23 protein-coding genes and 1 tRNA gene are annotated in these 25,292 nt (G+C 71.4%); 15 read left to right on the forward strand and 9 right to left on the reverse strand.

The features are described 5' to 3' along the window. Nucleotides 1–15 precede the first annotated feature (15 nt). From qcrB to CRP52_RS25655, 3 genes are all read right to left on the reverse strand, one after another. Complete coding sequence (qcrB, locus tag CRP52_RS25645) at nt 16–1,626, reverse strand: cytochrome bc1 complex cytochrome b subunit (protein ID WP_097238546.1); 1,611 nt, start codon at nt 1,624–1,626, stop codon at nt 16–18. A gap of 222 nt (nt 1,627–1,848) precedes the next feature. Further along, nucleotides 1,849–3,381: an MFS transporter gene (locus tag CRP52_RS25650; protein WP_097238547.1), complete on the reverse strand. Its 1,533-nt coding sequence runs from the start codon at nt 3,379–3,381 to the stop codon at nt 1,849–1,851. Nucleotides 3,382–3,603: 222 nt separating this feature from the next. Then, nucleotides 3,604–4,284 carry a TetR/AcrR family transcriptional regulator gene (locus CRP52_RS25655; protein WP_097238548.1) on the reverse strand — a complete coding sequence of 227 codons (681 nt, stop codon included), beginning with the start codon at nt 4,282–4,284 and terminating at the stop codon, nt 3,604–3,606. A 315-nt stretch (nt 4,285–4,599) separates the two neighbouring features. Between CRP52_RS25655 and CRP52_RS25660 the strand changes: the two genes are divergently transcribed. Next, nucleotides 4,600–5,181: a Uma2 family endonuclease gene (locus tag CRP52_RS25660; RefSeq protein WP_097238549.1), complete on the forward strand. Its 582-nt coding sequence runs from the start codon at nt 4,600–4,602 to the stop codon at nt 5,179–5,181. Nucleotides 5,182–5,365: 184 nt separating this feature from the next. Beyond that, nucleotides 5,366–6,088: a VOC family protein gene (locus CRP52_RS25665; protein ID WP_257032853.1), complete on the forward strand. Its 723-nt coding sequence runs from the start codon at nt 5,366–5,368 to the stop codon at nt 6,086–6,088. 65 nt (nt 6,089–6,153) lie between these two features. On the opposite strand, the gene CRP52_RS25670 is transcribed toward CRP52_RS25665, so the two are convergent. Then, the gene (locus tag CRP52_RS25670; protein WP_097238551.1) at nt 6,154–6,615 is read right to left on the reverse strand and encodes a hemerythrin domain-containing protein; all 462 of its coding nucleotides are present in this window, start codon (nt 6,613–6,615) and stop codon (nt 6,154–6,156) included. 102 nt (nt 6,616–6,717) lie between these two features. Further along, the gene (locus CRP52_RS25675; RefSeq protein WP_097238552.1) at nt 6,718–7,314 is read right to left on the reverse strand and encodes a TIGR03086 family metal-binding protein; all 597 of its coding nucleotides are present in this window, start codon (nt 7,312–7,314) and stop codon (nt 6,718–6,720) included. A 213-nt stretch (nt 7,315–7,527) separates the two neighbouring features. Here CRP52_RS25675 and CRP52_RS25680 point away from each other — a divergent pair, with 213 nt between their 5' ends. After that, nucleotides 7,528–8,103 carry a DoxX family protein gene (locus CRP52_RS25680; RefSeq protein WP_097238553.1) on the forward strand — a complete coding sequence of 192 codons (576 nt, stop codon included), beginning with the start codon at nt 7,528–7,530 and terminating at the stop codon, nt 8,101–8,103. A 307-nt stretch (nt 8,104–8,410) separates the two neighbouring features. Next, nucleotides 8,411–10,699: a M9 family metallopeptidase gene (locus tag CRP52_RS25685; RefSeq protein WP_257032854.1), complete on the forward strand. Its 2,289-nt coding sequence runs from the start codon at nt 8,411–8,413 to the stop codon at nt 10,697–10,699. Nucleotides 10,700–10,782: 83 nt separating this feature from the next. Here the strand turns inward: CRP52_RS25685 and CRP52_RS25690 are convergent, their stop codons facing one another. Further along, nucleotides 10,783–11,544, reverse strand: a complete 762-nt coding sequence (locus tag CRP52_RS25690) for a PP2C family protein-serine/threonine phosphatase (RefSeq protein WP_097238555.1) — start codon at nt 11,542–11,544, stop codon at nt 10,783–10,785. 136 nt (nt 11,545–11,680) lie between these two features. On the opposite strand from CRP52_RS25690, the gene CRP52_RS25695 reads away from it, so the two are divergent. Both CRP52_RS25695 and CRP52_RS25700 read left to right on the forward strand, forming a co-directional pair. Further along, nucleotides 11,681–12,820 carry an LLM class flavin-dependent oxidoreductase gene (locus tag CRP52_RS25695; protein WP_097240344.1) on the forward strand — a complete coding sequence of 380 codons (1,140 nt, stop codon included), beginning with the start codon at nt 11,681–11,683 and terminating at the stop codon, nt 12,818–12,820. Continuing rightward, nucleotides 12,817–13,440, forward strand: a complete 624-nt coding sequence (locus CRP52_RS25700) for an FMN reductase (protein ID WP_097238556.1) — start codon at nt 12,817–12,819, stop codon at nt 13,438–13,440. The genes CRP52_RS25695 and CRP52_RS25700 overlap by 4 nt, the downstream gene beginning before the upstream one ends. Before the next feature lie 110 nt (nt 13,441–13,550). Here CRP52_RS25700 and CRP52_RS25705 read toward each other — a convergent pair whose 3' ends face one another. Beyond that, nucleotides 13,551–13,976 (reverse strand): winged helix-turn-helix transcriptional regulator, encoded by a 426-nt coding sequence (locus tag CRP52_RS25705; RefSeq protein ID WP_218893115.1) that lies wholly within the window; start codon nt 13,974–13,976, stop codon nt 13,551–13,553. Between the two features lie 224 nt (nt 13,977–14,200). On the opposite strand from CRP52_RS25705, the gene CRP52_RS25710 reads away from it, so the two are divergent. The 5 genes from CRP52_RS25710 to CRP52_RS25730 all read left to right on the forward strand — a co-directional run bounded on the left by CRP52_RS25710 (nt 14,201) and on the right by CRP52_RS25730 (nt 19,685). After that, on the forward strand, nt 14,201–15,571 hold the full coding sequence (locus tag CRP52_RS25710) for an MFS transporter (protein ID WP_257033132.1): 1,371 nt from the start codon (nt 14,201–14,203) through the stop codon (nt 15,569–15,571). A 142-nt stretch (nt 15,572–15,713) separates the two neighbouring features. Then, nucleotides 15,714–16,805 (forward strand): Dyp-type peroxidase, encoded by a 1,092-nt coding sequence (locus CRP52_RS25715; protein ID WP_373560523.1) that lies wholly within the window; start codon nt 15,714–15,716, stop codon nt 16,803–16,805. Beyond that, nucleotides 16,802–17,647, forward strand: coding sequence for a family 1 encapsulin nanocompartment shell protein (locus tag CRP52_RS25720; protein WP_097238560.1), 846 nt, complete (start codon nt 16,802–16,804; stop codon nt 17,645–17,647). The genes CRP52_RS25715 and CRP52_RS25720 overlap by 4 nt, the downstream gene beginning before the upstream one ends. Before the next feature lie 203 nt (nt 17,648–17,850). After that, the gene (locus CRP52_RS25725) at nt 17,851–18,636 is read left to right on the forward strand and encodes an electron transfer flavoprotein subunit beta/FixA family protein (RefSeq protein ID WP_097238561.1); all 786 of its coding nucleotides are present in this window, start codon (nt 17,851–17,853) and stop codon (nt 18,634–18,636) included. An 86-nt stretch (nt 18,637–18,722) separates the two neighbouring features. Beyond that, a complete protein-coding gene (locus CRP52_RS25730; protein WP_097238562.1) occupies nt 18,723–19,685 on the forward strand; it encodes an electron transfer flavoprotein subunit alpha/FixB family protein in 963 nt (320 codons plus the stop codon). A 130-nt stretch (nt 19,686–19,815) separates the two neighbouring features. Here CRP52_RS25730 and CRP52_RS25735 read toward each other — a convergent pair whose 3' ends face one another. Continuing rightward, on the reverse strand, nt 19,816–20,250 hold the full coding sequence (locus CRP52_RS25735) for a hypothetical protein (protein ID WP_097238563.1): 435 nt from the start codon (nt 20,248–20,250) through the stop codon (nt 19,816–19,818). 180 nt (nt 20,251–20,430) lie between these two features. On the opposite strand from CRP52_RS25735, the gene CRP52_RS25740 reads away from it, so the two are divergent. From CRP52_RS25740 to CRP52_RS25750, 3 genes are all read left to right on the forward strand, one after another. Then, the gene (locus CRP52_RS25740; RefSeq protein WP_097240345.1) at nt 20,431–21,582 is read left to right on the forward strand and encodes an acyl-CoA dehydrogenase family protein; all 1,152 of its coding nucleotides are present in this window, start codon (nt 20,431–20,433) and stop codon (nt 21,580–21,582) included. 114 nt (nt 21,583–21,696) lie between these two features. Further along, nucleotides 21,697–22,437 carry a TetR/AcrR family transcriptional regulator gene (locus tag CRP52_RS25745; protein WP_257032855.1) on the forward strand — a complete coding sequence of 247 codons (741 nt, stop codon included), beginning with the start codon at nt 21,697–21,699 and terminating at the stop codon, nt 22,435–22,437. Nucleotides 22,438–22,608: 171 nt separating this feature from the next. Continuing rightward, the gene (locus CRP52_RS25750) at nt 22,609–23,328 is read left to right on the forward strand and encodes a YukJ family protein (protein ID WP_097238564.1); all 720 of its coding nucleotides are present in this window, start codon (nt 22,609–22,611) and stop codon (nt 23,326–23,328) included. Between the two features lie 116 nt (nt 23,329–23,444). Here the strand turns inward: CRP52_RS25750 and CRP52_RS25755 are convergent. Continuing rightward, nucleotides 23,445–23,529, reverse strand: a tRNA-Leu gene (locus tag CRP52_RS25755). A gap of 291 nt (nt 23,530–23,820) precedes the next feature. Between CRP52_RS25755 and CRP52_RS25760 the strand changes: the two genes are divergently transcribed. Further along, nucleotides 23,821–25,152: a M20/M25/M40 family metallo-hydrolase gene (locus CRP52_RS25760; RefSeq protein ID WP_097238565.1), complete on the forward strand. Its 1,332-nt coding sequence runs from the start codon at nt 23,821–23,823 to the stop codon at nt 25,150–25,152. Nucleotides 25,153–25,292 lie beyond the last annotated feature (140 nt).

Here is a 25,292-nt window from a genome sequence, read left to right on the forward strand (position 1 = left end):
GGTGTGGGGGGCGGGTCAGTGCCCGTGGCCCTCGGTGACCTCGCGGTACTCCTCGGCGGTGGGCTTGGGGATCTGCGCGTGCTCGCCGTGGATGCCGCGGGACAGCCTGGCCCGGGTGCGGGTGAGCACTCCGGCCGGGTGGGCGACTCCATTCTCGTCGACGGGGGCGGGCAGTTCGAGGGGGCGGGGCTGCTCGTGTGCCGTGAGCCGGTGCAGTTCGGCGGGCGCGAGCCCGGCGTGCACCTCGGTGAACTCGCCGTGCGGCAGGCGCTTGATGAGGCCGGTCTCGCGGCCGTGCAGCACCTTGTCGCGGTCCCGGCGCTGGAGGCCGAGGCACCACCGCTTGGTGACCACGAACACGGCCACCGGGACGACGAAGGCGCCGGCGCGCACCGCGTAGGTGATGGTGTTGAGCGACAGGTGCAGGTGGGTGGCGATGAGGTCGTTGCCGCCGCCGGCGAGCATCACCAGGTAGAGGCTGATCCAGGCGGCGCCGAGCGCGGTGCGCACGGGCGCGTTGCGCGGTCGGTCGAGCAGGTGGTGTTCGCGCTTGTCGTCGGTGATCCAGCCCTCCACGAAGGGGTAGACCGCGATGGCGAACAGGATGACCGGGAACAGCAGGAACGGGATCAGCACCCCGAGGTTGAGGGTGTGGCCCCACAGTCCGATCTCCCAGCCGGGCATCACGCGGATCAGGCCTTCGGCGAAGCCCATGTACCAGTCCGGCTGCGCGTCGGTGGAGACCTGGTCCGGGCGGTACGGGCCGTACGACCAGATCGGGTTGACGGTCGCGATCGCCGACACCAGCGCGATGATGCCGAAGACCAGGAAGAAGAACCCGCCGGCCTTGGCCATGTAGACCGGCATCAGCGGCATGCCGACGACGTTCTTCTCGGTCCTGCCGGGGCCCGCCCACTGGGTGTGCTTGTGGTAGAAGACCAGGATCAGGTGCGCCACCAGCAGGCCGAGCATGATGCCGGGGATCAGCAGCACGTGGATGGTGAAGAACCGCGGGATGATGTCGTGCCCGGGGAACTCCCCGCCGAACAGGAACATCTGGATGTACGTGCCGACCAGCGGGACGGCCAGCACCACGCCCTCGATGAAGCGGATGCCGGTGCCGGAGAGCAGGTCGTCGGGCAGCGAGTAGCCGAAGAAGCCGTCCAGCATGCCGAGGAACAGCAGCAGGAAGCCGAAGAGCCAGTTGATCTCGCGCGGCTTGCGGAACGCGCCGGTGAAGAACACCCGCATCATGTGCACGAACATGGCCGCGACGAAGACGATCGCCGCCCAGTGGTGGATCTGCCGGATCAGCAGACCGCCGCGCACCTCGAAGCTGATGTCGACGGTGGAGGCGTAGGCCTCCGACATCCCGATGCCCTTGAGCGGCACGTACGAGCCGTCGTAGATCACCTCGCCCATGCTCGGCTTGAAGAACAGGGTCAGGTAGACGCCGGTCAGGATGATGATCAGGAAGGTGTAGAGGCAGATCTCGCCCAGCATGAAGGACCAGTGGTCCGGGAAGATCTTCCGCAGGTTGGCCCTGGCCAGGGTGTAGATCCCCAGCCGGCCGTCCGCCCAGTCGGCGGCCCGCTGCCCCCGCCCTGGGCTCTGTTTCCGGGTCATGTGCACGCACCTCGGTCCGAAGAAAACGGGGAGATGCCCCCGTTTCGTACTGGCGCCCACCTTAATCGGGGAGTGTTCCCCACTTCTACCCGGGGGTGCCGTCGAGCGGGGAGCCGTCAGTCGAGGTGCACCGGGTCCGGAAACGGCGAGCGGCCCGCCCGGTGTCGTGGAACACCGGACGGGCCGCGTACGCACCCGAGTGACCCCGCGGGGCCCGTGGCGTCAGTGCACCAGCACCGGCACCTCGTCGCTCTTCACGGCACCCTCGCCGGCGCCCGCACCCGCCGCGTCGGGCCGGCCGGCGTTGATGAAGGTGAAGGCGACGGCGGCGGCCGCCACCAGGATCCCGAAGGACACCCAGATCGCGGTCGAGAAGCCGTGCACCATGCCCTGGAACTGCAGCGCCTTGGCGGCCTCCGGGGAGGCGGCGGCCGCGGCGGTGACGTGCGAGGTCAGCCAACTGGTGGTCGCGCTCGCCGCGATGGTGTTCAGCAGCGCGGTGCCGATGGCGCCGCCGACCTGCTGCGAGGTGTTGACCATCGCGGAGGCCACACCGGCGTCGCGCGGCTGGACGCCGTGCGTGGCGAGGCTCATGGCCGGCATGAACGCGGTGCCCATGCCGAGGCCCATCAGGATCAGGCCGGGCAGGATCAGCGCCGGGTAGGAGGTGTCCAGGCTGATGTGGGTCAGCAGGAACATGCCGATCGAGGCGACCAGGAAGCCGGGCGCCATCAGGTAGCGCGCCGGGACCCGGGTCATCAGCCGGGCGCCGATCTGGGTGGAGCCGGTGATCATGCCCGCCACCATCGGCAGGAAGGCGACGCCGGTCAGCACCGGGCTGTAGCCGAGCACGATCTGCAGGTAGTAGGTCAGGAAGAGGAACAGACCGAACATGCCGATCACGGCCATGCCCAGCGACAGGTACACCCCGCCGCGGTTGCGGTCCAGGACCACGCGCAGCGGCAGCAGCGGGGCCTTGACCTTGAGCTCCACCAGCACGAAGGCGGCGAGCAGCACGGCGGCCGCGGCGAACAGGCCCAGGGTGCTGCCGGCCGTCCAGCCGTGCGACTCGGCCCGGGTGAAGCCGTACACCAGGGAGACCAGACCGGTGGTCACCAGCAGGACGCCGGGGACGTCCAGCTTGTTGCGGTTGCGGCCCTCGGCGGGCTCGCGGATCACCATGACGGCGCCCACGGCGGCCACGATGGCGAACGGGATGTTGACGAAGAAGGTCCAGCGCCAGTTCATGTACTCGGTCAGCAGGCCGCCGAGGATGAGGCCGATGGCGCCACCGCCACCGGCGATCGCACCGTAGATGCCGAAGGCCTTGGCGCGCTCCTTGGCCTCGGTGAAGGTCACCGCGAGCAGCGACAGCGCGGCCGGGGCGAGCAGCGCGCCGAACACGCCCTGCAGGGCGCGGGCGCCGAGCAGCATCGCGGTGTTGGCCGCGGCACCGCCGAGCGCGGAGGCCAGGGCGAAGCCGGTCAGGCCGACGATGAAGGTCCGCTTGCGGCCCCACAGGTCCGCGATCCGGCCGCCGAACAGCAGCAGGCCGCCGAAGGCCAGCGCGTAGGCGGTGATCACCCACTGGCGGTTGCCGTCGGTGATGCCCAGGTCCCGCTGGGCGGAGGGCAGGGCGATGTTCACGATGGTCGCGTCGAGAACGACCATCAGCTGGGCGAGGCCGATGAATATCAGCGCCTTCCAGCGCCGGGGATCGGGCAGCGTCGCCGGTCGGGCGTCGGTTCGAGACATGGGGGTACTCACTTCACGGTGCGTGGTGCGTGAAAACGGTCGACTGCCGTACGGGAACGGCGGACCGCCGTACGGTGAAAAGGCTTGCGGGAAAGGCGTGTTGAAGGCGTGTGCAGGCGCGGCCGCAGGGCGCGGCGCAGCGACGCCGGTCGGTCGGTGCCGGCGGGTCAGTGCCGGCTGGTCAGTGCCGGTGGTCGGTCGGTTCTGGGATCGGTGCTCGGATCAGTTCTGGGGCTGGAAGTCCTCGAAGGTCGCGGCCCGGCCGGGCAGCGCCGAACGGGCCGGCGCGCGCATGCCGTCCAGGAACAGCTGCAGGTGCCGGTGGACGAACTCCTCCAGCAGGCCGCAGGAGGTGCCCGGCAGCGGTCGGGTCAGCTGGCCCATCGCGATGAACAGGTCACCGTGGTCGACGTCCGGCCGCAGTTCGCCCGCGGCCCGGGCGCGCTCCATCAGTCCGCTCACAGCGGACCGCAGGCGCTCTCGGATCTCGGTCAACTCCGGGTCGTACGGGTCGACATGGCTGGTGAACAACGGGCAGAGTCCGCCGACCTTCTCCGCGACGGCCGCGTGCGCGAACCGCTGCAGGGCGTCGAACGGGCCGCTGCCGTCAGGGGTGTCCGCCTCCACCGTCGCCGTCTCGGCGAGGGCCAGGATGCGGTTCTTGACGAGCAGCGCCACCTCGCGGATCAGCGCCATCCGGTCCGGGAAGTTCCGGTACAAGGTGGCGTTGCCGACCCCCGCCCGCTTCGCGATCTCGTCCAGCGGCACATCCGCACCGTGCTCGACGAACGCGTCCCGGGCCGCCACCACGATCCGCTCCCGGTTCCGGCTCGCGTCGGCACGCAACTTCGGCGTGCGGACGCTCCCCGCGGGACGGACCGACTCAGCGGCTGCGGTGGTCACGACGACTGCTCCTCCATAGTACCGGGGAAGTTCTCCCCGCTTCTGCCAATGTAATCGGAAACGGGGAATCCGTCCCCGGAATTTCCTCTGTCGATGTGACCTGGGTCACACTTCAGGGCTGCCGGGCTCCGCCACCCTGGGTGCCGCTGCCGCCGCATGCACGCCGGCTATCTCCTCGCCCTCCAGGCCACCAGGAACGCGTGACCCCCAGCCCGTCGGCCGGGACAGGCACTATCGTCGGAATCCAGACAGCCCGTAACCACCCGATGGTGAGTTCGTTCTCCCGGAAGGTGCCCAGGCGAAGGAGGAAGGCCCGTGACTGCGATCTCCGAGCGCCCGCAGATGCTGCCCGAGCAGTTCGAAGAGTTCGCTCGTCATCTGGGGCGGACTGTCGAAGGCATCCGGCTGGAGTTCATCAACGGGAAGTTGGGGATCAAGCCCGTGCCAGACGGCGACCACGGCCGCATCATCCAGTGGCTCAACCGGATCTGCATTCAGACCCGGCCAGAGCTTTATGTGCATGACCAGGGGCTGAAGATCCAGGGCTATCGGGGCGGGTTCGCTCGTCCGGACGGCACGCTTGCCGATGCGGACGCCTTCGTAGGACGGGGAGATTGGGCCACGACGGAAGACGTGCTGATGGTTGCGGCGGTCACTTCGTTCGACTCCGAGACCGACCGCCGGGATCGCGTCGAGAAGCCCCGGGCCTATGCGGAGGCCAGCATCCCCGTCTACCTGCTGATCGACCGGGACTCCGCCGAGGTCGTCGTCCACAGCCAGCCCGACGGCGTGCGCTACGAGAGCGTCCGGATCCTCCCGTTCGGCAAGGCCGTCCACCTCCCCGAGCCGGTGGGCATCTCGCTGGACACCGAGCCGCTGAAGAACTGGGTGCGCTGATCCCGGGCATGGCTTCCCAAGGGTGTCCGGGGTGGCCCCCTAGGCTGTGGGCGTCCCGGGCGGCCGGTGGGTCGTGGGAGTCGGGAGGGGCCCGGCCGCCGGGTGGGCGAGGAGGTTCGCGATGGGCAGCGGTGAGACCGCCAAGGTGCGTTGTGTGGCGGCCGTTCCGTGCTGGGTGAGCCTGATGACCCGGAATCTGGAGGGGGCCGAGGGGTTCTACGGGCCGCTGCTCGGCTGGGAGTTCGAACCCGGGCCGGACCGCTTCGGGCCGTACGTGCACGCGGTGACGGGTGGCGAGGCAGTGGCCGGCCTGGGCGTCGCGGAGGGCGGGGCGATCCCGGTCGCCTGGACCAGCTACTTCGGGACGGAGAGCGCGGACGCCGCCGCCGACGCGGTGCGCGAGCGCGGCGCGACCCTGGCCGTCGGTCCGCTGGCCTTCGACGCCGGGCGGGTCGCCATCGCGGCGGACCCCGCGGGCGCGGTGTTCGGCATCTGGGAGGGCCCGCCGGGCCGGGCCCGGAAGCTGGAGCTGCCCGGCGCCCCGGTCTGGATCGAGCTGCGCACCCCGGACCCGTTCGCGGCGGCGCTCTTCTACGGCGAGGTGTTCCGCTGGGACGGCCGTGACCCGGAGCGCTTCGAGGTGCGCTGGGAGCACGACCGGGTGGTGCTGCGCGCGGAGGGCACCAGCGTCGCGGCGCTGGCCAAGGAGCAGGCGGGCGGCCCGGCGGGGATGCCGCCGCACTGGGAGGTGTTCTTCGCCGTCCCGGACACCGACCGGGCGCTGGCCCGCGCGGTCGAGCTGGGCGGTGTGGCGCTCGGCCCGGCCTTCGACTCCCCCTACGGGCGGGTGGCCCGGCTGCAGGACCTGGAAGGCGCCCGGTTCGCGGTGATCAGCCCCGAAGCCTGACCGGCCCCGAAGCCTGACCGGCCCCTGACCTCCTGACCCCGGACCCCCGAGCCCCCGAGCCCCGATCACTCGGGCGGTGCGCCGAGTTCCGCGCGCTCCGCCCGCAGACGGTCGCCGAGGGCGGTGCGGGCGGCGGCGGGCAGGGCCTTGCGGGCGGCGGGGAAGAGCCCTTCCTCCTCGCTGCGCAGGTGTCGTCGCAGGGTGTCGGCGAGGCCGCGCAGCAGGGTTTCGAGGGCCGGGTCGGCCGGGCCGAGGGCTTGGAGGTCGGCGAGGTACTGCCCGATCGCCAGGTGGTCGTGGATGCTGCCGAACACCAGCGCCCCGCCGTCGGGCACGTCGTGCTGCACGACCGGGAAGAGGTGTTCCTCCTCGGCTGCGCAGTGGGCGAAGAGCAGGTCGGTCAGGCGGGTCACCAGCTCGCCGCGGTCGGTGCCGCCGGCCGGGGCGGCCTCGATCCGGTCGAGCAGCTCGGTGACCGCCCGGTGGTCGGCGGTGAACTCGTCGAGGATGTCCGGCCTGCGACTCATGGTGCCCGCCTCTCGCACGGAAGTCTGCCCCCGCACCTTCCAGTATCCGGCGTCGGGCCGATCGCCCGGGCGGGCCTGCGATCGCCCTCCGAAACAGCCTGGTCACCCTCCGTCCCGCCGCCCGGTGAGGGCGAGCAGCCGGGTCTGCGGGCCGGCGTCGTCGGCCACCGGCAGCGGCGGGTCGAAGAGCCCGCTGCCGGAGAGGTCGCCGTAACCGGTGATCTCGCCGAGTGCGAAGTCGACGAGGCCGGCGGGGAGCCGGGTGCGCCGGCCGATGCCCTCGGCGAGGTCCCAGGTGTGGATCACCAGGTCGGTGGTGAGCTGGTCCAGGTAGTACTGACCGGAGACGTCGGCGAAGGAGAGGTGGACGGTCAGCTCGGTGGCACCGGGGACGGCCCAGGCCTCCCGGGCGGCCGTGGCGGCGTCGGCCCAGGCGGCGACCGGGTCCGCGCCGAGCACGTCGCCGTCGAAGCGGCCGCCGACCTCGGCGATGGTGGCGCCCATCAGCAGCTCGGGTACCCAGAGCTGTTCGCCGGTGAGGTGGTTGACCAGGTCGCGGACGGACCAGTCGGCGCAGGGGGTGGGGGAGTCCCACTGGTCGGGGGTGATCAGCCGGACGCGTTCGTCGAAGGCGTCCAGGGCCTCGGTGTACGGGGTGCCGGTGCGCACTGCCCGCCGGTGCTGCCTGCGTTGAGCCATGCCTCCACCCTGCCCCGACCCGGGTGGGGCCCGCGAGTCGTTCACCAGCCGTCAGTTGTTCAAATTCGAACTCCGGGGTACGGTCGAGGAGCGGCCGGTTCAAATTTGAACAATGGTGCCGGGGTGACGACCCCCGCCCGCCGCCTTCACCGCACCTTGCACTCACGCCGGCTCCGGCCGGCGACGACCGACCCTCGATCGATGGAGACGCGCATGCCGAGCAGCAGCCCGAGCACGACCGCCGCCACCAGCCCCACCGTCCGCCCGGCCGGAGCGACCTCCGGCCCCGCGACGGCGACCTCCCCGCACGCCTACGACGCCGGACTCCTGCTCCTGCGCCTGGCCCTCGGCCTGACCATGGCCGCGCACGGCAGCCAGAAGCTGTTCGGCTGGTTCGGCGGCGGTGGGATCGACGGCACCGGTCAGTTCTTCACCATGAGCGGCTACCCGGCCGGCCACGCCATGGCCGTGGTGGCCGGCCTCACCGAGACGCTGGGCGGACTCGCCCTGGCCGTAGGCCTGTTGACCCCGCTTGCGGGCGCCGCGATCGTCGGCACCATGGTCAATGCGATCGCCGTCACCTGGGGCGGCGGCTTCTTCGCTCCGAAGGGCAACGAGTACGAGCTGCTGCTGACCGCCGGGGCCGCCGCGCTGGCGCTGACCGGCCCGGGCCGCTACGCCGTGGACCGCTTCCTGCCGGTGGTGCGGGCGCACCGCCTGGCGTACGGCGTGGCCGCCGTCGTGGTCGGCCTGGCCACGGCCGGGGTGATCCTGCTGCTGCGCAAGTAGTGCTTCCTGTCGGGCCGTTGGTCGGTCCGGCACAAGACTGACACGGGGCCCGGCGAACCAATCGGCCCAACTCACCGGCCCGGAGGCCGTGGTGGCGAACCGTCACCACGGCCTCTGCGCTTTTTCCGCGCACATCGCACACAACGGCGAGGGTTCCCAAGGCATGTGATGTGTGCCATGGTACATGTCACATCCCCCACCGTGTTCCCGGCGGAGCCGCCCCCACGCGGCGCCGTCGCCAACGGTCCTCGATTCCCCACACCGGCCGCGCCCCAATCGCGGCCGACGACGGCCCGGAGGCCCCCACGTGAGTCCCGCACGTCTGCTGCGACTCCTGCAGCCGGCACGACTGTTGACGCTCCTCCTGTCGCTCTTCCTCGCGGTCGGCCTGTTCGCCCCGCAGAGCCAGGCCGCTCCCGTCGCCGCTCCCGCCGCCACCCCCGGCGGCGCGCCCACCACCCCCGCCGGACCAGCCCCCCAGCCGGCCACCGGCACCCCCCAACGCGGCGACGGTGAGCGGCAGTTCACCTCCCTCGACCAGCGCGCCCCGCTCCCGCTGGACACCAGGCCGGCCGAGGCCCGGCCCGCCGCGCAGCCCCGGAACCTCGCCACCGCGGCCCAACAGGCCTGTACCATCAGCGACTTCACCGGCCGGACCGGCAGCGACCTGGTCCAGCACATCAAGGCCGCCGACGTCCAGTGCATCAACAGCCTCTTCCCGCTCACCGGCAGCGACGCCCGCGGCGCGTTCCGCGAGGAGCAGATGACCACCGTGGCGTACGCGCTGCGCGACGCGGCGGGCAGCTACCCGGGCGACGACTCCACCTCGGTCGAGCAGTTGGTGCTCTACCTGCGCGCGGGCTACTTCGTGCAGTGGTACCACAAGGACGACGTCGGTACGTACGGCACCGCCCTGCAGACCGCGATCCGCTCCGGGCTGGACGCGTTCTTCGGCAGCGCGCACTCCCGTGACGTCACCGCGGGCAACGCGACCATCCTGGGCGAGTCCGTCACCCTGATCGACAGCGCGCAGGAGAACGTCCGCTACCTCCCGGTGGTCAAGCGGCTGTTGACCGACTACGACAGCGCCAGCTGGAACCCGGCCGGCATGGCCTGGGCGGTCAACCCGGTGTTCACCGTGCTGTTCCGCGGCCACCAGGTGGACGGCTTCGACGCCGCCGTCGAGGCCGACCCGAGCGTGCTGGACACCCTGTCGGCCTTCGCCGGCCGTACCGGCGACCTGCTCGGCGGCGACTTCGGCGTGCTGCCCTACAACGCGACCAAGGAGCTGGGCCGCTTCCTGAAGGACACGGCGCTCCAGGCCAAGGTCCGTCCGCTCGCCAAGGCGCTCGCCGCGCAGTCCGCGCCGAGTGGCCGCACCGTCTTCCAGTGGGCCGCGGTCGCCGAGTCGGTCGGCTACTACGACGCCGCCAACTGCTCGTACTACGGCACCTGCAATGCCGCCGACCAGCTCAAGTCCGGTGTGCTGACGATCAGGTACACCTGCAGCCCGAGCATCAAGCTGATCGCCCAGGCGCTGGACGGCACCCAGCTGGCCACCACCTGCGCCAGCCTGACCGGCCAGGACGCCTTCGTCCACGCGGTGGTCAAGGACAACGGCCCGGTCAAGGACGACGGGAACACCACGATCGAGGTCGTGGTCTTCCACTCCTCGCTCGACTACCAGGTGCTGGCCGCCGCGATCTACGGCATCGACACCAACAACGGCGGCATGTACCTGGAGGGCAACCCGGCCGCGGCGGGCAACCAGCCGCGCTTCCTCTGCTACGAGGCCGAGTGGGTCCGCCCGTCCTTCCAGATCTGGAACCTCAACCACGAGTACACCCACTACCTCGACGGCCGGTTCGACATGTACGGCGACTTCGACGCCGGCATGACCACCCCGACCGTCTGGTGGGTCGAGGGCTTCGCCGAGTACGTCTCCTACTCGTACCGCAAGGTCACCAACGACGCCGCCATCGCGGCGGCCGCCCGGCACACCTACAAGCTGAGCGACCTCTTCGACACCGTCTACGGCGACCAGGACCGCGTCTACCGCTGGGGCTACCTCGCCGTCCGCTACATGCTGGAACAGCACCGCCCCGACGTGGACGCGCTCCTCGCCAAGTACCGGGTGGGGGACTGGGCCGGCGCCCGTACGCTGCTGAAGACCACCATCGGCACCCGGTACGACGCCGGCTTCGACAGCTGGCTGACCAGCTGCGCGAACGGCGCCTGCGCCACGACCCCGACCGTCCCGACGGCACCGGAGTGCACCGCCGCCGACACCCGGCAGCTGGGCGCCGGCTGCGCCCGCAGCAACGTCGCGGCCACCACGGGCAACTACGCGCACTTCTACCTCCTGGTGCCGGCCGGCACCAAGCAGGTGAAGATCACCACCGGCGGCGGCACCGGCAACGGCGACCTCTACTACAACGCGAGCAACTGGGCGTACACCGGTGCCTACACCGCGCGGTCGACCGGCCCGGACAACTCGGAGACGCTGACCGTCACCAACCCGCCGGCCGGCTACGTGTACTTCAGCCTCTACGCCCAGCAGGGATTCAGTGGGGTGACCGTCACGAGCGAGATGTGAGCCGGGCACGGCGAACGGACAGGTGACCGCCCCGGCGGAGCGCTTCGGCGCCCCGCCGGGGCGGGTCCGTTCCTGTGTCTTCTCTAACCCCCGACCCGGATCAGCGCCAGCGTGATGTTGTCCGGCCCGCCCGCCTCGATCGCCGCCTTCCACAGCTCGAACGCGGCCTTGCCGTCGGAGCGTTCGGCCCCCTCGTACGGCTGGGCCAGCAGCTCGGCCAGCTCCTCCTCGGGCACCGGGTCGGTGAGGCCGTCGCTGCAGACCAGGTACCGGTCGCCGGCGGCCAGCGGGGCGGTGCGGACGTGCGGTTCGACGAAGGTGAGCCCGAGCGAGCCGCCCAGGGTCTGGGTGACCATCGAGGTGGTGCGCTGCCCGGGCGGCAGCGGCGGGCTGTCGTCCACGCTCACCCGGCTCAGTCCGTCCCCGGTGATCCGGTAGACCCGGCTGTCGCCGACGTTGAAGGCCAGGGCCTGCTCGGGCAGCAGCACCAGCCCGGCCACGGTGGTGCCCATCGCGGCGAGCTCCGGATCCCCGGCGGCGGCCGCGAAGACGGCCCGGTTGCACTCCTGCAGCTCCTCCCGGACGGCCTCCTCGTCGGCGAGGGCGTCGCCGTCGGTGGCGAGCCGGCGGGCCACCAGGGCGCTGGCCACCTCGCCGCCGGGGTGGCCGCCCAGGCCGTCGGCCACCGCGACCACGCAGGGCGGGCCGAGCGGGAAGAGCAGGGTCTGCGGGTTGGCGGTCACCGTGGCGCAGAGGGTCCACGGCCCGACCGTGAGGCTGTCCTCGTTGTGCTCCCGCACCAGGCCCTCGTGGCTCAGCGCGCTGACCGCGATGTACGGCGCCATCGTCCGCCGCCCTTTCCGGATCCCCTGCCGTCTGTCGATGCCCCGCCTTCCATTGTCGGCGGGAATAACCGTCCCCACCCGACTGCTAGGATGGTTGAAAGTTGGACTACCTGGCCCCCTGGGAGTGGTGAGCAGCATGCAGTTCGGAATCTTCACCGTCGGTGACGTCACGGCCGACCCCACCACCGGCCGCACCCCGAGCGAGCACGAGCGGATCAAGGCCATGGTGGCGATCGCGCGCAAGGCCGAGGAGGTCGGCCTGGACGTCTTCGCGACCGGCGAGCACCACAACCCGCCGTTCGTCCCGTCCTCGCCGACGACCATGCTCGGCTACATCGCCGCGCAGACCGAGCGCATCATCCTCTCCACCTCGACCACCCTGATCACCACCAACGACCCGGTGAAGATCGCCGAGGACTTCGCGATGCTGCAGCACCTCGCCGAGGGCCGGGTGGACCTCATGATGGGCCGCGGCAACACCGGCCCGGTCTACCCGTGGTTCGGCAAGGACATCCGCCAGGGCATCCCGCTCGCCATCGAGAACTACGCGCTGCTGCACCAGCTGTGGCGCGAGGACGTGGTGGACTGGCAGGGCCGCTTCCGCACCCCGCTGCAGGGCTTCACCTCCACCCCGCGCCCGCTCGACGACGTCCCGCCGTTCGTCTGGCACGGCTCGATCCGCAGTCCAGAGATCGCCGAACAGGCCGCCTACTACGGCGACGGTTTCTTCGCGAACAACATCTTCTGGCCCAAGGAGCACTTCCAGAAGCTGATCGAGCTCTACCGCGAGCGCTACGCCCACTACGGCCACGGCACGCCCGAGCAGGCGATCGTCGGCCTCGGCGGGCAGGTGTTCATGCGGAAGAACTCCCAGGACGCCGTGCGCGAGTTCCGCCCGTACTTCGACAACGCGCCGGTGTACGGACACGGGCCCTCGCTGGAGGAGTTCACCGAGCAGACCCCGCTGACCGTCGGCAGCCCGCAGGAGGTCATCGAGAAGACGCTGACCTTCCGCGAGACCTTCGGCGACTACCAGCGCCAGCTGTTCCTGATGGACCACGCCGGCCTGCCGCTGAAGACGGTGCTGGAGCAGCTGGACCTGCTCGGCGAGGAGGTCGTGCCGGTGCTGCGGGAGGAGTTCGCCAAGGGCCGCCCGGCCGGGGTGCCGGAGGGTCCGACCCACGCCGCGCTGCTCGCGGCCCGCGACCAGGAGCACGCGAACGCGGCGGCGAACGAGAACGAGAACGCGAACGAGACGGTGGAGGTGGCCAAGTGACCGCGTACAAGCTGGTGGTGGTGAGCGCCGGGCTGAGCAAGCCCTCCTCGACCCGTCTGCTGGCGGACCGGCTCGCCGAGTCGACGGTCCGTCAACTCACCGCAGAAGGAAGCCCGGTGGACGTACGGGTGGTCGAACTGCGTGACCTGGCAACGGAGATCGCCAACAACTTCGTCACCGGCTTCCCCGGCGCCGCGCTGCGCGAGGCGGTCGAGGCGGTGACCGAGGCGGACGGGCTGATCGCGGTGACGCCGATCTTCACGGCCTCCTACAGCGGCCTGTTCAAGTCCTTCTTCGACCTGATCGACCACGACGCGCTCACCGGCAAGCCGGTGCTGATCGCCGCCACCGGCGGCACGCCCCGGCACTCGCTCGCCCTGGAGCACGCCGTCCGCCCGCTGTTCAGCTACCTGCGCGCGGTGGTGCTGCCGACCGCCGTCTACGCGGCCACCGACGACTGGGGCGCGGCCGGGGACGGGCTCACCGACGGGCTGCCGCGCCGGATCGACCGCGCGGCGGGCGAGCTGGCGGCCCTGCTGTCCGGCCGCGGCCCGGCGGCCCCGGCGCTGCCGGAGCAGGTGGTGCCGTTCGCCGAGCAGCTGGCGGCGCTGCGGGTCTGAACCAGCAGGGGCGGTACGGGCGGGTGCGCGATCCGGCGCACCTGCCCCTCGCCGTGTCTCGGGAGGCGGTCTCGGGAGCCGGTCTCGGGAACCGGCCGCCGCAAGCAGCCTCAGGCCGCGCCCTCCCGCGCGTCGTACGCCGCCCGCGCGGCGGCGATCTCGGGCTGGTGCGTCTCGGTCCAGGTGACCAGCGACTGGATGGTGGCGTGCAGCGTCCGCCCGAGCGGTGTCAGCGCGTAGTCCACCCGGGGCGGCACCACCGGGTGCACCGTCCGCTCGACCAGCCCGTCCCGCTCCAGCTGGCGCAGCGTGACCGTGAGCATCCGCTGACTGACCCCGTCGATCGCCCGGCGCAGCTCGGTGAAGCGCAGCGACTGCCGGTCCAACAGCGCGATCACCAGCAGCGACCACTTGTCGGCGATCCGGTCCAGGATCTGCCGCACCTCGCAGTCCTCGCGGACGTCCCACTGGAGGACGTCGTAGAGGTCTTCGGTACCCGTGCAGTGCGTCGGTTCCTTCAAAGTGCCTTCTTCCACGCTTCCTGATGCTGCCCCAGGATGACGGTTGGTTACAAGAGGGAACCGACCGGACGGAAGAGAACCGTCGGGGCCCTCGCCATTCCCGTTCCCCCGAGGAGCCCCAGGTGTCCGTGCCATCAGCCCTGCCCGAAACCGAGTCCCTGCCCGAAGCCCTGCCCGGCGCCGCGCCCGGAGCCCGACCAGGAAACGCCGCCCGGGAGCCCGCCGGGCAGCCCTCGACGGTGCTCGGCGGCCGGGCCGCCGCGGTGCTCGCCGTGCTGTGCGGCGCGATCTTCCTGGAGGGCATCGACGTCGCCATGCTCAACGTGGCACTGCCCTCGATCCGGACCGACCTGGGCATGTCCACCGGCGCGCTGTCCTGGGTGCTGAGCGCCTACGTGCTCGGGTACGGCGGCTTCATGCTGCTCGGCGGCCGGACGGCCGACCTGCTGGGCCGGCGCCGGATGTTCCTGTTCTGGCTGACCGTCTTCGTCCTCTTCTCCGGCCTCGGCGGCCTGGCCACCGACGGCTGGGTGCTGATCCTGGCCCGCTTCGTCACCGGCCTGTCGGCGGCGTTCATGACCCCGGCCGGGCTGTCGATCATCACCACCGCCTTCCCCGAGGGCCCGCAGCGCAACCGGGCGCTGCTGGTGTACGCCGGGACGGCCGCGGCGGGCTTCTCGCTGGGCCTGGTGGTCGGCGGCCTGCTGACGGCGGTCAGCTGGCGGTGGGTGTTCTTCGCCCCGGTGCTGCTGGCGGGCGCCCTGCTGGCGGCGGCCGTCCCGCTGATCCCGCGGGACACCGCGCCGGAGCAGGCGGGCGGCGGGCGCTTCGACCTGGCCGGGGCGGCCACCGCGACCGGCGCGATGCTGCTGCTGGTGTACGGCGTGGTCCGGATCGGGGAGCCGGGCGCGGCGGCCGAGCTCACGGCGGCCGTCCTGGCCAGCGGGCTGGCGCTGCTGGCGGCCTTCGTGGCGATCGAGCGGCGCTCGTCCTCGCCGCTGGTGCGCCTGGGCATCCTGCGCTCCGGGCCGCTGCTGCGGGCCAACCTCGGCGCGGTGCTGTTCGCCGGCTCGTTCTTCGGCTTCCAGTTCACCGCCACCCTCTACCTGCAGGACCTGCGCGGCTGGTCCCCGCTGCAGACCGGCCTCGCGCTGCTGGCGATCGGGGTGGACTCCGTGCTGGCACCGACCCTCACCCCGAAGCTGGTAGAGCGCTTCGGCAACGCCCGGGTGATCCTCGGCGGCTTCCTGCTGGCCGCGCTCTCGTACGGGCTGTTCCTGCCGGTCGGCGCCGACTGGACGTACCCGATGATGTTCCCGACCATGCTGCTGACCGGGCTCGCCTTCGCGCTCGCGTACGGGCCGCTGACCATCGCGGCCACCGAGGGCGTCGCGGAGGAGGAGCAGGGGCTGGCCGGCGGGCTGCTCAACACCTCCTTCCAGTTCGGCGCGGCGCTCGGCCTCTCGGTGGTGACCACGGTGAACCTGGCCGCGCTCGGCTCCGGGGCGAGCACACTGGAGGGGTTCCGGGCGGCCCTGGTGGTGCCGGTCGCCTCGGCGGTGCTGGGCGCGGTGGTGGCGGCCACCGGCGCGGGGCGGCGCCGCGCCTGACTCCCGTTCGGAAGGACGCCGCCGCTCACCCGTACGGCCCTGTCGGAGCACCGCCCGGCAGGGCCGTACGGGTGCGCGGCGGCCGTGCCGATTCGTCCGCTGTGCGATGTACTGGCCCGGGTGTCCCGAGGAGGTCCGAACCGTGCAGCCCCAGCCCGAACCGCAGTCGCAGCCGCAGGCCGAACCGCAGCCCCAGCCCGAACCGCAGGCCGTGCTCTCCCCGCTGACCGGCGCGGCCGTCTTCCTGGTGCTCACCGTCGAACCCGGCGGCGAGGACACCGTCCGCGCCCTGCTGCCCGATCTCGCCGGGCTGCGCCGCTCGGTCGGCTTCCGGGCCCCCGAGGGTGGCCTCACCTGTGTCACCGGCATCGGCTCCGCTCTCTGGGACCGCCTCTTCGACGGCCCCCGGCCGGCCGCACTGCACCCCTTCCGGGAGGTGGCCGGCGCCCGGCACCTGGCCCCGGCCACCCCCGGTGACCTGCTGCTGCACCTGCGGGCCGAGCGGATGGACCTCTGCTTCGAGCTGGCCGGGCAGCTCACCGACCGCCTCGCGGGCGCGGCCACCGTGGTGGACTACGTCCAGGGCTTCCGCTACTTCGACGACCGGGACCTGCTCGGCTTCGTGGACGGCACCGAGAACCCCGAGGGCCGGGCCGCCGTCAGCGCCGCACTGGTCGGCTCGGAGGACCCGGACTTCCTCGGCGCCAGCTACGTCGTCGTCCAGAAGTACCTGCACGACCTGGACAAGTGGAACGCGCTGGTCGTCGAGGAGCAGGAGGCGGCGGTCGGCCGCACCAAACTCACCGACATCGAGCTGGCCGACGAGGTCAAACCCGCCGACTCGCACGTGGCGCTCACCGTGATCACCGGCCCGGACGGCGAGGAGCGGAAGATCGTCCGCTTCAACATGCCCTTCGGCTCCTTCGAACGGGGCGGCACCTTCGGCACCTACTTCATCGGCTACGCCCGCGACCCCGGGGTGACCGAGGAGATGCTGCGCAACATGTTCGTCGGCAACCCGCCCGGCACCACCGACCGGCTGCTCGACTTCTCCACCGCCGTCACCGGCTCGCTGTTCTTCGTCCCGACCGCCGACTTCCTCGACTCCCCGCCGCCGGCCCCGGACACCGCAGCGCCCGCCCGGTCCGCCCGGTCCGCCCCGTCGGCCCCGGGCGACGGCTCGCTGGGCATCGGCAGCCTCAAGCAGACCTCCCGAACAGGACCCCGCCCATGAACAACCTCCACCGGGACCTCGCCCCCGTCTCCGCCGCCGCGTGGGAGGAGATCGAGGAGGAGGCCCGCCAGACCTTCAAGCTGCACATCGCCGGCCGCCGGGTCGTCGACCTGAACGGCCCCGGGGGCACCACCCTCGCGGCCGTCGGCACCGGCCACCTGACCGGCATCGAACCGCCGGCGGACGGCGTCCGGGCACACGCCCGCGCCGCCCAGCCGGTGGTCGAGCTGCGGGTGCCCTTCACCGTCCGCCGCGAGGCCGTGGACGACGTCGAGCGGGGCTCCCGCGACTCCGACTGGCAGCCCGTCAAGGACGCCGCCCGCACCCTCGCCCTAGCCGAGGACCGGGCGGTCTTCGAGGGCTACCGCGCCGCCGCCATCGACGGCATCCGGGCCGCCTCCGGCAACCCGCCGGTCCCGCTCCCCGAGGACGTCCGCGAGTACCCCGAGGCGGTCAGCCGGGCCCTCACCGCGCTGCGCCTGGCCGGCGTCGGCGGCCCGTACTCCCTGCTGCTCGGCGCGGCCGCCTTCACCGCCGTCAACGAGACCAGCGACCACGGCTACCCCGTCCACAACCACCTGGCCCGCCTCCTCGACGGCGACATCATCTGGGCCCCCGCCCTGGAAGGCGCCTTCCTCCTCTCGACCCGGGGCGGCGACTTCGAGCTCTTCCTCGGCCAGGACGTCTCCGTCGGCTACCTCTCGCACGACGCCGAGACGATCCGGCTCTACCTCCAGGAATCCCTCACCTTCCGCGTCTACACGGGCGAGGCCGCCGTCGCCCTGGGCGGGACCCCGCCGGAGCAGTCCCCCCGGGCCCCAGGGCACCGGGAAGGGTACTGAGTTCCTTTACGAGGGGTACTGAGTGCCGTATTCTCTCCGTGGAGCCTCTGACGCCAGTCGAAGAGAGCCGACACGGTATGCCGGTCCAGGTGGCGCTTGCGACGCGCGGGTCGCGGCCGGGCCGGACTTGGCACTCAGTACCCTCGGCATGACCCGAGGCCATGGATCCGTGCATCCGAGCACCCGTGACAGGAGAACCGCTGATGAGCTTGAGGATCGTCGTCTGTGTGAAGTACGTGCCGGATGCGACGGGTGACCGTCGTTTTGCGGACGACCACACCACCGACCGGGATGGCGTGGACGGCCTCCTGTCGGAGCTGGACGAGTACGGCGTGGAGCAGGCGCTGCGGATCGCGGAGGCGAACGAGGGTGCCGAGGTGACGGTGCTGACGGTCGGTCCGGACGATGCGAAGGACGCGCTGCGCAAGGCGCTGTCGATGGGTGCGGACAAGGCCGTGCACGTGAACGACGACGACATCCACGGTTCGGATGTGATCGGGACGTCGGCGGTTCTGGCGAAGGCGTTGGAGAAGACCGGGTTCGACCTGGTGATCGGTGGTATGGCGTCGACGGACGGCACGATGGGTGTGCTGCCGGCGCTGCTGGCGGAGCGTCTGGGTGTGCCGCAGGTGACGCTGCTGTCGGAGGTGTCGGTCGAGGGCGGTGTGGTGAAGGGCCGTCGTGACGGTGACGCGGCGACGGAGCTGGTGGAGGCGGCGCTGCCGGCGGTGGTGTCGGTGACGGACCAGTCGGGTGAGGCCCGGTACCCGTCGTTCAAGGGGATCATGGCGGCGAAGAAGAAGCCGGTCGAGTCGCTGGACCTGGACGATCTGGGGATCGAGGCGGACGAGGTCGGTCTGGCGGGTTCGTGGACGGCGGTGGAGTCGGTGGCGGCGCGTCCGGCGCGTACTGCGGGCACGGTCGTCAAGGACGAGGGCGAGGGCGGCAAGGCGCTCGCCGGCTTCCTCGCGGAAGCGAAGTTCATCTAATCGGGCAGCCTCGCCGACCAGAAGTTCATCTGAGTCGGCCCCGCTTTTCCGACCCCTCGAACCTGCGAACACGGAGACATTGAGCAATGGCTGAGATTCTCGTCCTGGTGGACCACGCCGACGGTGTGGTCCGCAAGCCGGCCCTGGAGCTGCTGACCCTGGCCCGCCGTATCGGCGAGCCGTCCGCGGTGGTGCTCGGCGCCGGTGCCGCGGCCGCCGACATCGCCGCCAAGGCCGGCGAGTTCGGCGCGGTGAAGGTGTACGTCGCCGACGGTGCCGAGTTCGCCGACCAGCTGGTCGTCCCCAAGGTGGACGCCCTGGCCCAGATCGCCAAGGCCAACGACGTGGCGGCCGTGCTGGTCACCTCGTCCGGCGAGGGCAAGGAGGTCGCCGCCCGCGTGGCGCTGCGCCTGGGTTCGGGCATCATCACCGACGCGGTGGACCTGGAGGCCGGTGACGGTGGTCCGGTGGCGACGCAGTCGGTGTTCGCGGCGTCGTTCCAGGTGAAGTCGAAGGTCACCAAGGGTGCGCCGGTCATCACCGTCAAGCCGAATGCGGTGGCTCCGGAGGCCGTTGCGGCGGCGGGTGCGGTGGAGAACGTGTCGGTGGCGTTCACCGGCAATGCGGCCACGGTGACCTCGCGCACGCCGCGGGTGTCGACGGGCCGTCCGGAGCTGACCGAGGCCGCGATCGTGGTCTCCGGTGGCCGTGGTGTCGGTGCCGCCGAGGGCTTCGGCGTGGTCGAGGAGCTCGCGGACGCGCTGGGCGCGGCCGTCGGTGCCTCGCGTGCCGCGGTGGACGCGGGCTGGTACCCGCACAGCAGCCAGGTCGGCCAGACCGGCAAGCAGGTCTCCCCGCAGCTGTACGTGGCCAACGGCATCTCGGGCGCCATCCAGCACCGGGCCGGCATGCAGACCTCGAAGACCATCGTGGCCGTCAACAAGGACCCCGAGGCCCCGATCTTCGAGCTGGTCGACTACGGCGTGGTCGGCGACCTCTTCCAGGTCCTGCCGCAGCTCACCGCCGAGGTGAAGGCCCGCAAGGCCTGATCCCGCGGTAGCCCGAGCACCACGGGCGACACGTGCAACACGAGAAACACGAGTAACACAAGGAGGGCGTGGCACCGGGTACCCGGTGCCACGCCCTCCGGCGTTCGTCCTCGCGGCCGGACCGCTCCGCTCACTCTGCGAAAGCCGCGAGGTGCTGGGTGAAACCGCCCTGGGAGGGCGGCAGCGGGCGCAGCTCGGGTTCCGGCAGCGGCGGCGGCTCCTCCATCGGGAGCAGCCGCAGCTCGGGCTGCTCGGAGTCGGGGGAGGAGAGCAGCCGCACCCGGGTGCCGACCGGCACGGTGCTGCGCATCCCGTCCACGATGCACCAGACGTCGAAGCCCTCCGCCATCCGGATCAGGGACTTCTGACGGACCAGCGGCGTCCGGGCCTGCTCGACCGCGCAGCGTCGGACCACGCCGGTGCCCTCGCTGGGCTCCAGCCTCAGGTCGGTGGAGCCGCAGGTGGGGCAGAGCAGCCGCTGGAAGGTCGGGTTGTTGCACCACGTACAGCGCTGGAAGTACAGCGTGGTGCTCCGGGTGTCGGCATCGATGGCTGGGTGGACCACGCTGTCATCTCCCTGGGCTCGGACCGGTTCGTTCGACAGTTCGGCAGAAGTTCGGCAGAAGTTCGGCACGAAAAGGATAGGGAACTCAGTACCGCCAAGGGAAGGCACTGAGTTCCCTTTTTGCTGCGCCCATGCATAATGAAGGGTACTGAGTACCGTCGTGAAACAGGAGTGGCGATCATGAGCCAGGAGTTCGATCTCTTCCGTATCTCCGAGGAGCACGAGATGCTTCGTGAGGCGGTGCGTTCGCTGGCCGAGGCGAAGATCGCTCCGTTCGCGGCGGAGGTGGACGAGCAGGGTCGGTTCCCGCAGGAGGCGTTGGACGCGTTGCGGGGCAATGACCTGCATGCGGTGCACGTGCCGGAGGAGTACGGCGGTGCGGGGGCGGATGCGCTGGCGACGGTGATCGTGATCGAGGAGGTCGCGCGGGTGTGCGGTTCGTCCTCGTTGATCCCGGCGGTGAACAAGCTGGGGTCGCTGCCGGTGCAGTTGTCGGGCTCGGAGGAGCTGAAGGCGAAGTACCTGGGGGCGCTGGCCCGGGGTGAGGGGATGTTCTCGTACTGCCTGTCGGAGCCGGAGGCGGGTTCGGACGCGGCGGGGATGAAGACCCGGGCGGTGCGGGACGGTGACTTCTGGGTGCTGAACGGGGTGAAGCGCTGGATCACCAATGCCGGGGTGTCGGAGTTCTACACGGTGATGGCGGTGACGGATCCGTCGGCGCGGTCGAAGGGGATCTCGGCGTTCGTGGTGGAGAAGGGCGACGAGGGGGTGTCGTTCGGTGCGCCGGAGAAGAAGCTGGGGATCAAGGGTTCGCCGACGCGTGAGGTGTACTTCGACAACGTGCGGATTCCGGCGGACCGGATGATCGGTGCGGAGGGTACGGGTTTCGCGACGGCGATGCGGACGCTGGACCACACCCGGGTGACCATCGCCGCGCAGGCGGTGGGGATCGCGCAGGGTGCGCTGGACTACGCCAAGGGTTATGTGAAGGAGCGCAGGCAGTTCGGGAAGGCGATCGCCGAGTTCCAGGGCGTCCAGTTCATGCTGGCGGACATGGCGATGAAGCTGGAGGCGGCGCGTCAGATGACGTACGTGGCGGCGGCGAAGTCGCAGCGCGGGGATGCGGATCTGACGTTCTTCGGTGCGGCGGCGAAGTGTTTCGCGTCGGACGTGGCGATGGAGGTCACCACGGACGCGGTGCAGCTGCTGGGTGGTTACGGGTACACGCGGGACTACCCGGTGGAGCGGATGATGCGGGACGCGAAGATCACGCAGATCTACGAGGGCACCAACCAGGTCCAGCGCATCGTCATGGCCCGCAACCTGCCGTAACCCCGCAGGACACCGCCGACGGTCGGCCGTACCCCGGTCCGACCTGCGCCGACGGCCGGACCGGAGTGGTCCGGCCGTCGGCGCCGGCGCGGTGCACCGAGGTAGGTTGCGGAGATGAGCGAGAAGGAAGAGCAGGACCTGCCCATGAACGACGGTCCCCCCAAGCCCGCCATGCGCGAGGCGCTGGTGGCCGCGGCCTTCGAGCTCTTCCTGGAGCGCGGCTTCGAGCAGACCACCGTCGACGACATCGTCTCGCTGGCCGGCGTCGGCCGGCGCTCCTTCTTCCGCTACTTCCCGGCCAAGGAGGACGTGGTCTTCCCCGACCACGAACGCAGCCTGGCCGAGATGACGGAGTTCCTGGAGTCCGGCACCGGCGAGGAGGACCCGGTCCGGCACGCCTGCGACGCCGCCCGCCTGGTCCTGCGGATGTACGCCGAGCAGCCCTCCTTCTCCGTCCAGCGCTACCGGCTGACCCGCAAGGTGCCGGGACTGCGGGCGTACGAGCTGTCGGTGGTCTGGCGCTACGAGCACACCCTCGCCGCCTACCTGCGCGGCCGCTTCGCCGACCGCCCGGACGGCCCGCTGCGCGCGGACGTGATCGCCGCGGCCGTTGTCGCCGCGCACAACCACGCCCTGCGCACCTGGCTGCGCTCGGGCGGGGAGAGCGACTGGGTGGCCGAGGTGGACGCGGCGATGGGCTTCGTCACCGGCACCTGGAGCGACCGCCCGTCCGAGACCGCCGCCGAGGGGGAGTCCGACGAGGTGGTGGTCCTGGTCGCCAGCCGCCGGGCGCCGCTGTGGCGGATGGTCCAGGGCATCGAGAGCGCCCTGGGCGCGGACACCCGCCAGGCCTGACACGCCGCTCTGACGTCCGCCGCCGTCCCCGGCCCGGCTGCCAACGTCCGGTGTCGCCTCGAACCCGCACGGGGACGGCAGGTGAACATCCGTCGATTCCCGGGCAGTCGGCCCGCCGCATGCCGCATAACGGAGGAGTCTCCCGACCCGCCGACTCCGAGGACCCCACCCATGTCGATCCGCGACTACGGCGTGCTCGCCGCCACCGCCGTCGACCGGCGCCGCGAGGGCGCCACCGACACCCCGCACTACCAGATCCACCTGCGCGACGCGCACGGCACCGACTACCGCGCGGCCGTCAACGTCCTCTCCCAGCAGGCCCCTTCGGACCTGCGCCACCTCGCCGACGAGGACTTCCGGCACCCCGTCACCGGCCTCCTCCCGCCCGCCGGCAGCGGCTGGAACCCGCTGCCGTCCCGCCCCGGCACGGCGAGCCTCGACTTCGTCCGCGGCCGGCTCTTCGACCCCGCCGCGATGCACGTCCTGCCGCCCGACGCCCCGGGCCCGGACAACGACCTCGCCGACCTGCTCGACCGCCACGTCCAGCGGGCGATCGCCGACCCGGCCGCCGTCCTCTACGTCTTCGGCCAGCGCTTCGGCCCCGAACCCGGCGTCCCCGACAAGGTGTTCGGCTTCCTCCCCGGCAACGGCGTCCACGACATCCACATGAACCAGGGCAACAGCGGCCGCTTCACCGCCGACGACGGCGTCTACCAGGACGGCGCCGTCCTGATCCACCTCCCCGCCGAGAACCGCTGGACCGCCCTCTTCCTCGCCTTCCAGTCCCAGTCCTGGCACACCGACGACCGCACCGGCCACGCCCTCCCCGCCCGCACCCCCGTCCCGCGCCCCACCCGCCCCCACCAGCCCACCACCCCAGGGCACCGCTGACGGCCGGGGCCCCGAACGGAACCCGGCAGAAACCCGGCCGGGTTCCCGCCCCGCCCCATCCCTGCTCCGAAAACGCGAAATGCGGGCCAGGATTTCTCCTGACCCGCATCACTCTGTGTCCGAGGGGGGACTTGAACCCCCACGCCCGATAAAGGGCACTAGCACCTCAAGCTAGCGCGTCTGCCATTCCGCCACCCGGACCGGGTGTCGTCCTCGCGGCTTCCGATTTCTCGTCCGTCGCGCTGACAGATGTAACTGTAGCAAAGATCGGCTTGGGCTCCCAAAACGGCTCCGGACGGGGGAGCGGGGCCGGTGGCGCGGGCAAGGGGTGCTCTGTGGCGGGGGCGTGACCAGGGGGTTTCGAGAGCGTGCGGGGGGTGGATCCGGCTGGGGGGCTGGGGGAGGATGGGCGGACGTGCTCGTACGGCCCGGGTGCAGGTCCCGGGGGTGGCGCGCTGGTGCGTCGGTGCGGGCCAGAGACGAGGAGTGACCGTGAGCGAGCGGAGCGAGTCGGCGGCGCCGAAGGTGACGGCTGAGTCGGAGGTCGCCGGGATCTGTCGCGATCTGATCCGGATCGACACCAGCAACTACGGTGACGGCTCCGGCCCGGGCGAGCGCAAGGCGGCCGAGTACGTGGCCGAGCAGCTCGCCGAGTTCGGGCTCGAACCGAAGATCTTCGAGTCGGCCAAGGGACGGGCCTCCACGGTGGTGCGGATCGAGGGCGAGGACCGTTCCCGCCCGGGCCTGCTGATCCACGGCCACACCGACGTGGTGCCGGCCAACGCCGCGGACTGGACCTACGACCCGTTCGCCGGCGAGATCGCCGACGGTTGCGTCTGGGGGCGCGGCGCGGTCGACATGAAGGACATGGACGCGATGACGCTGGCCGTCATCCGCGACCGGCTGCGCACCGGGCGCAAGCCCCCGCGCGACATCGTGCTGGCCTTCCTCGCCGACGAGGAGGCGGGCGGCACGTACGGCGCGCGCTTCCTGGTGGACAAGCACCCGGGGCTGTTCGAGGGCGTGACCGAGGCGATCGGCGAGGTCGGCGGCTTCTCCTTCACGGTCAACGACCAGGTCCGCCTCTACCTGGTGGAGACGGCCGAGAAGGGCATGCACTGGATGCGCCTGACGGTCGAGGGCCGGGCCGGGCACGGCTCGATGGAGAACGACGACAACGCGATCACCGAGCTGTGCGAGGCGGTCGCCCGGCTCGGCCGGCACCAGTTCCCGCTGCGGATCACCAAGACCGTCCGGGCCTTCCTGGACGAGCTCTCGGACGCGCTCGGGGTCGAGCTCGACCCGGAGAACATGGACGAGACGCTGCGCGTCCTCGGCGGCATCGCCAAGATGATCGGCACCACGCTGCGCAACACCGCCCAGCCGACGATGCTCGGCGCCGGGTACAAGGTGAACGTGATCCCCGGTCAGGCCACCGCCCACGTGGACGGGCGCTTCCTGCCCGGCTACGAGGAGGAGTTCCTGGCCGAGCTGGACAGCGTGCTCGGCCCGCGCGTGAAGCGCGAGAGCCTGCACTCCGACAAGGCGATCGAGACCGGCTTCGACGGGGCGCTGGTCGAGGCGATGCAGACCGCGCTGCGGGCCGAGGACCCGATCGCCCGCGCGGTGCCGTACTGCCTGTCGGGCGGGACGGACGCCAAGTCGTTCCAGGACCTGGGGATCCGCTGCTTCGGCTTCGCACCGCTGCAGCTGCCGCCGGAGCTGGACTTCGCCGGGATGTTCCACGGCGTGGACGAGCGGGTGCCGGTGGACGGCCTGAAGTTCGGCGTCCGGGTCCTGGACCGCTTCATCGACGCCTGCTGATCGCCCCCTGGCTGTCCGCCGATCGACCGCCGGTCGGTCACCGGTGGCTGATCAGGCGACTGGGTCGGCCCGTTCCCGGAGTTCCGGGGGCGGGCCGACCGCATTGTCCGAGCTGATGATTGTGGGACGGGTGGGAGGAG

The organism is Streptomyces sp. 1331.2 (genome assembly GCF_900199205.1).
In the GTDB taxonomy this organism is placed as follows: domain Bacteria; phylum Actinomycetota; class Actinomycetes; order Streptomycetales; family Streptomycetaceae; genus Kitasatospora.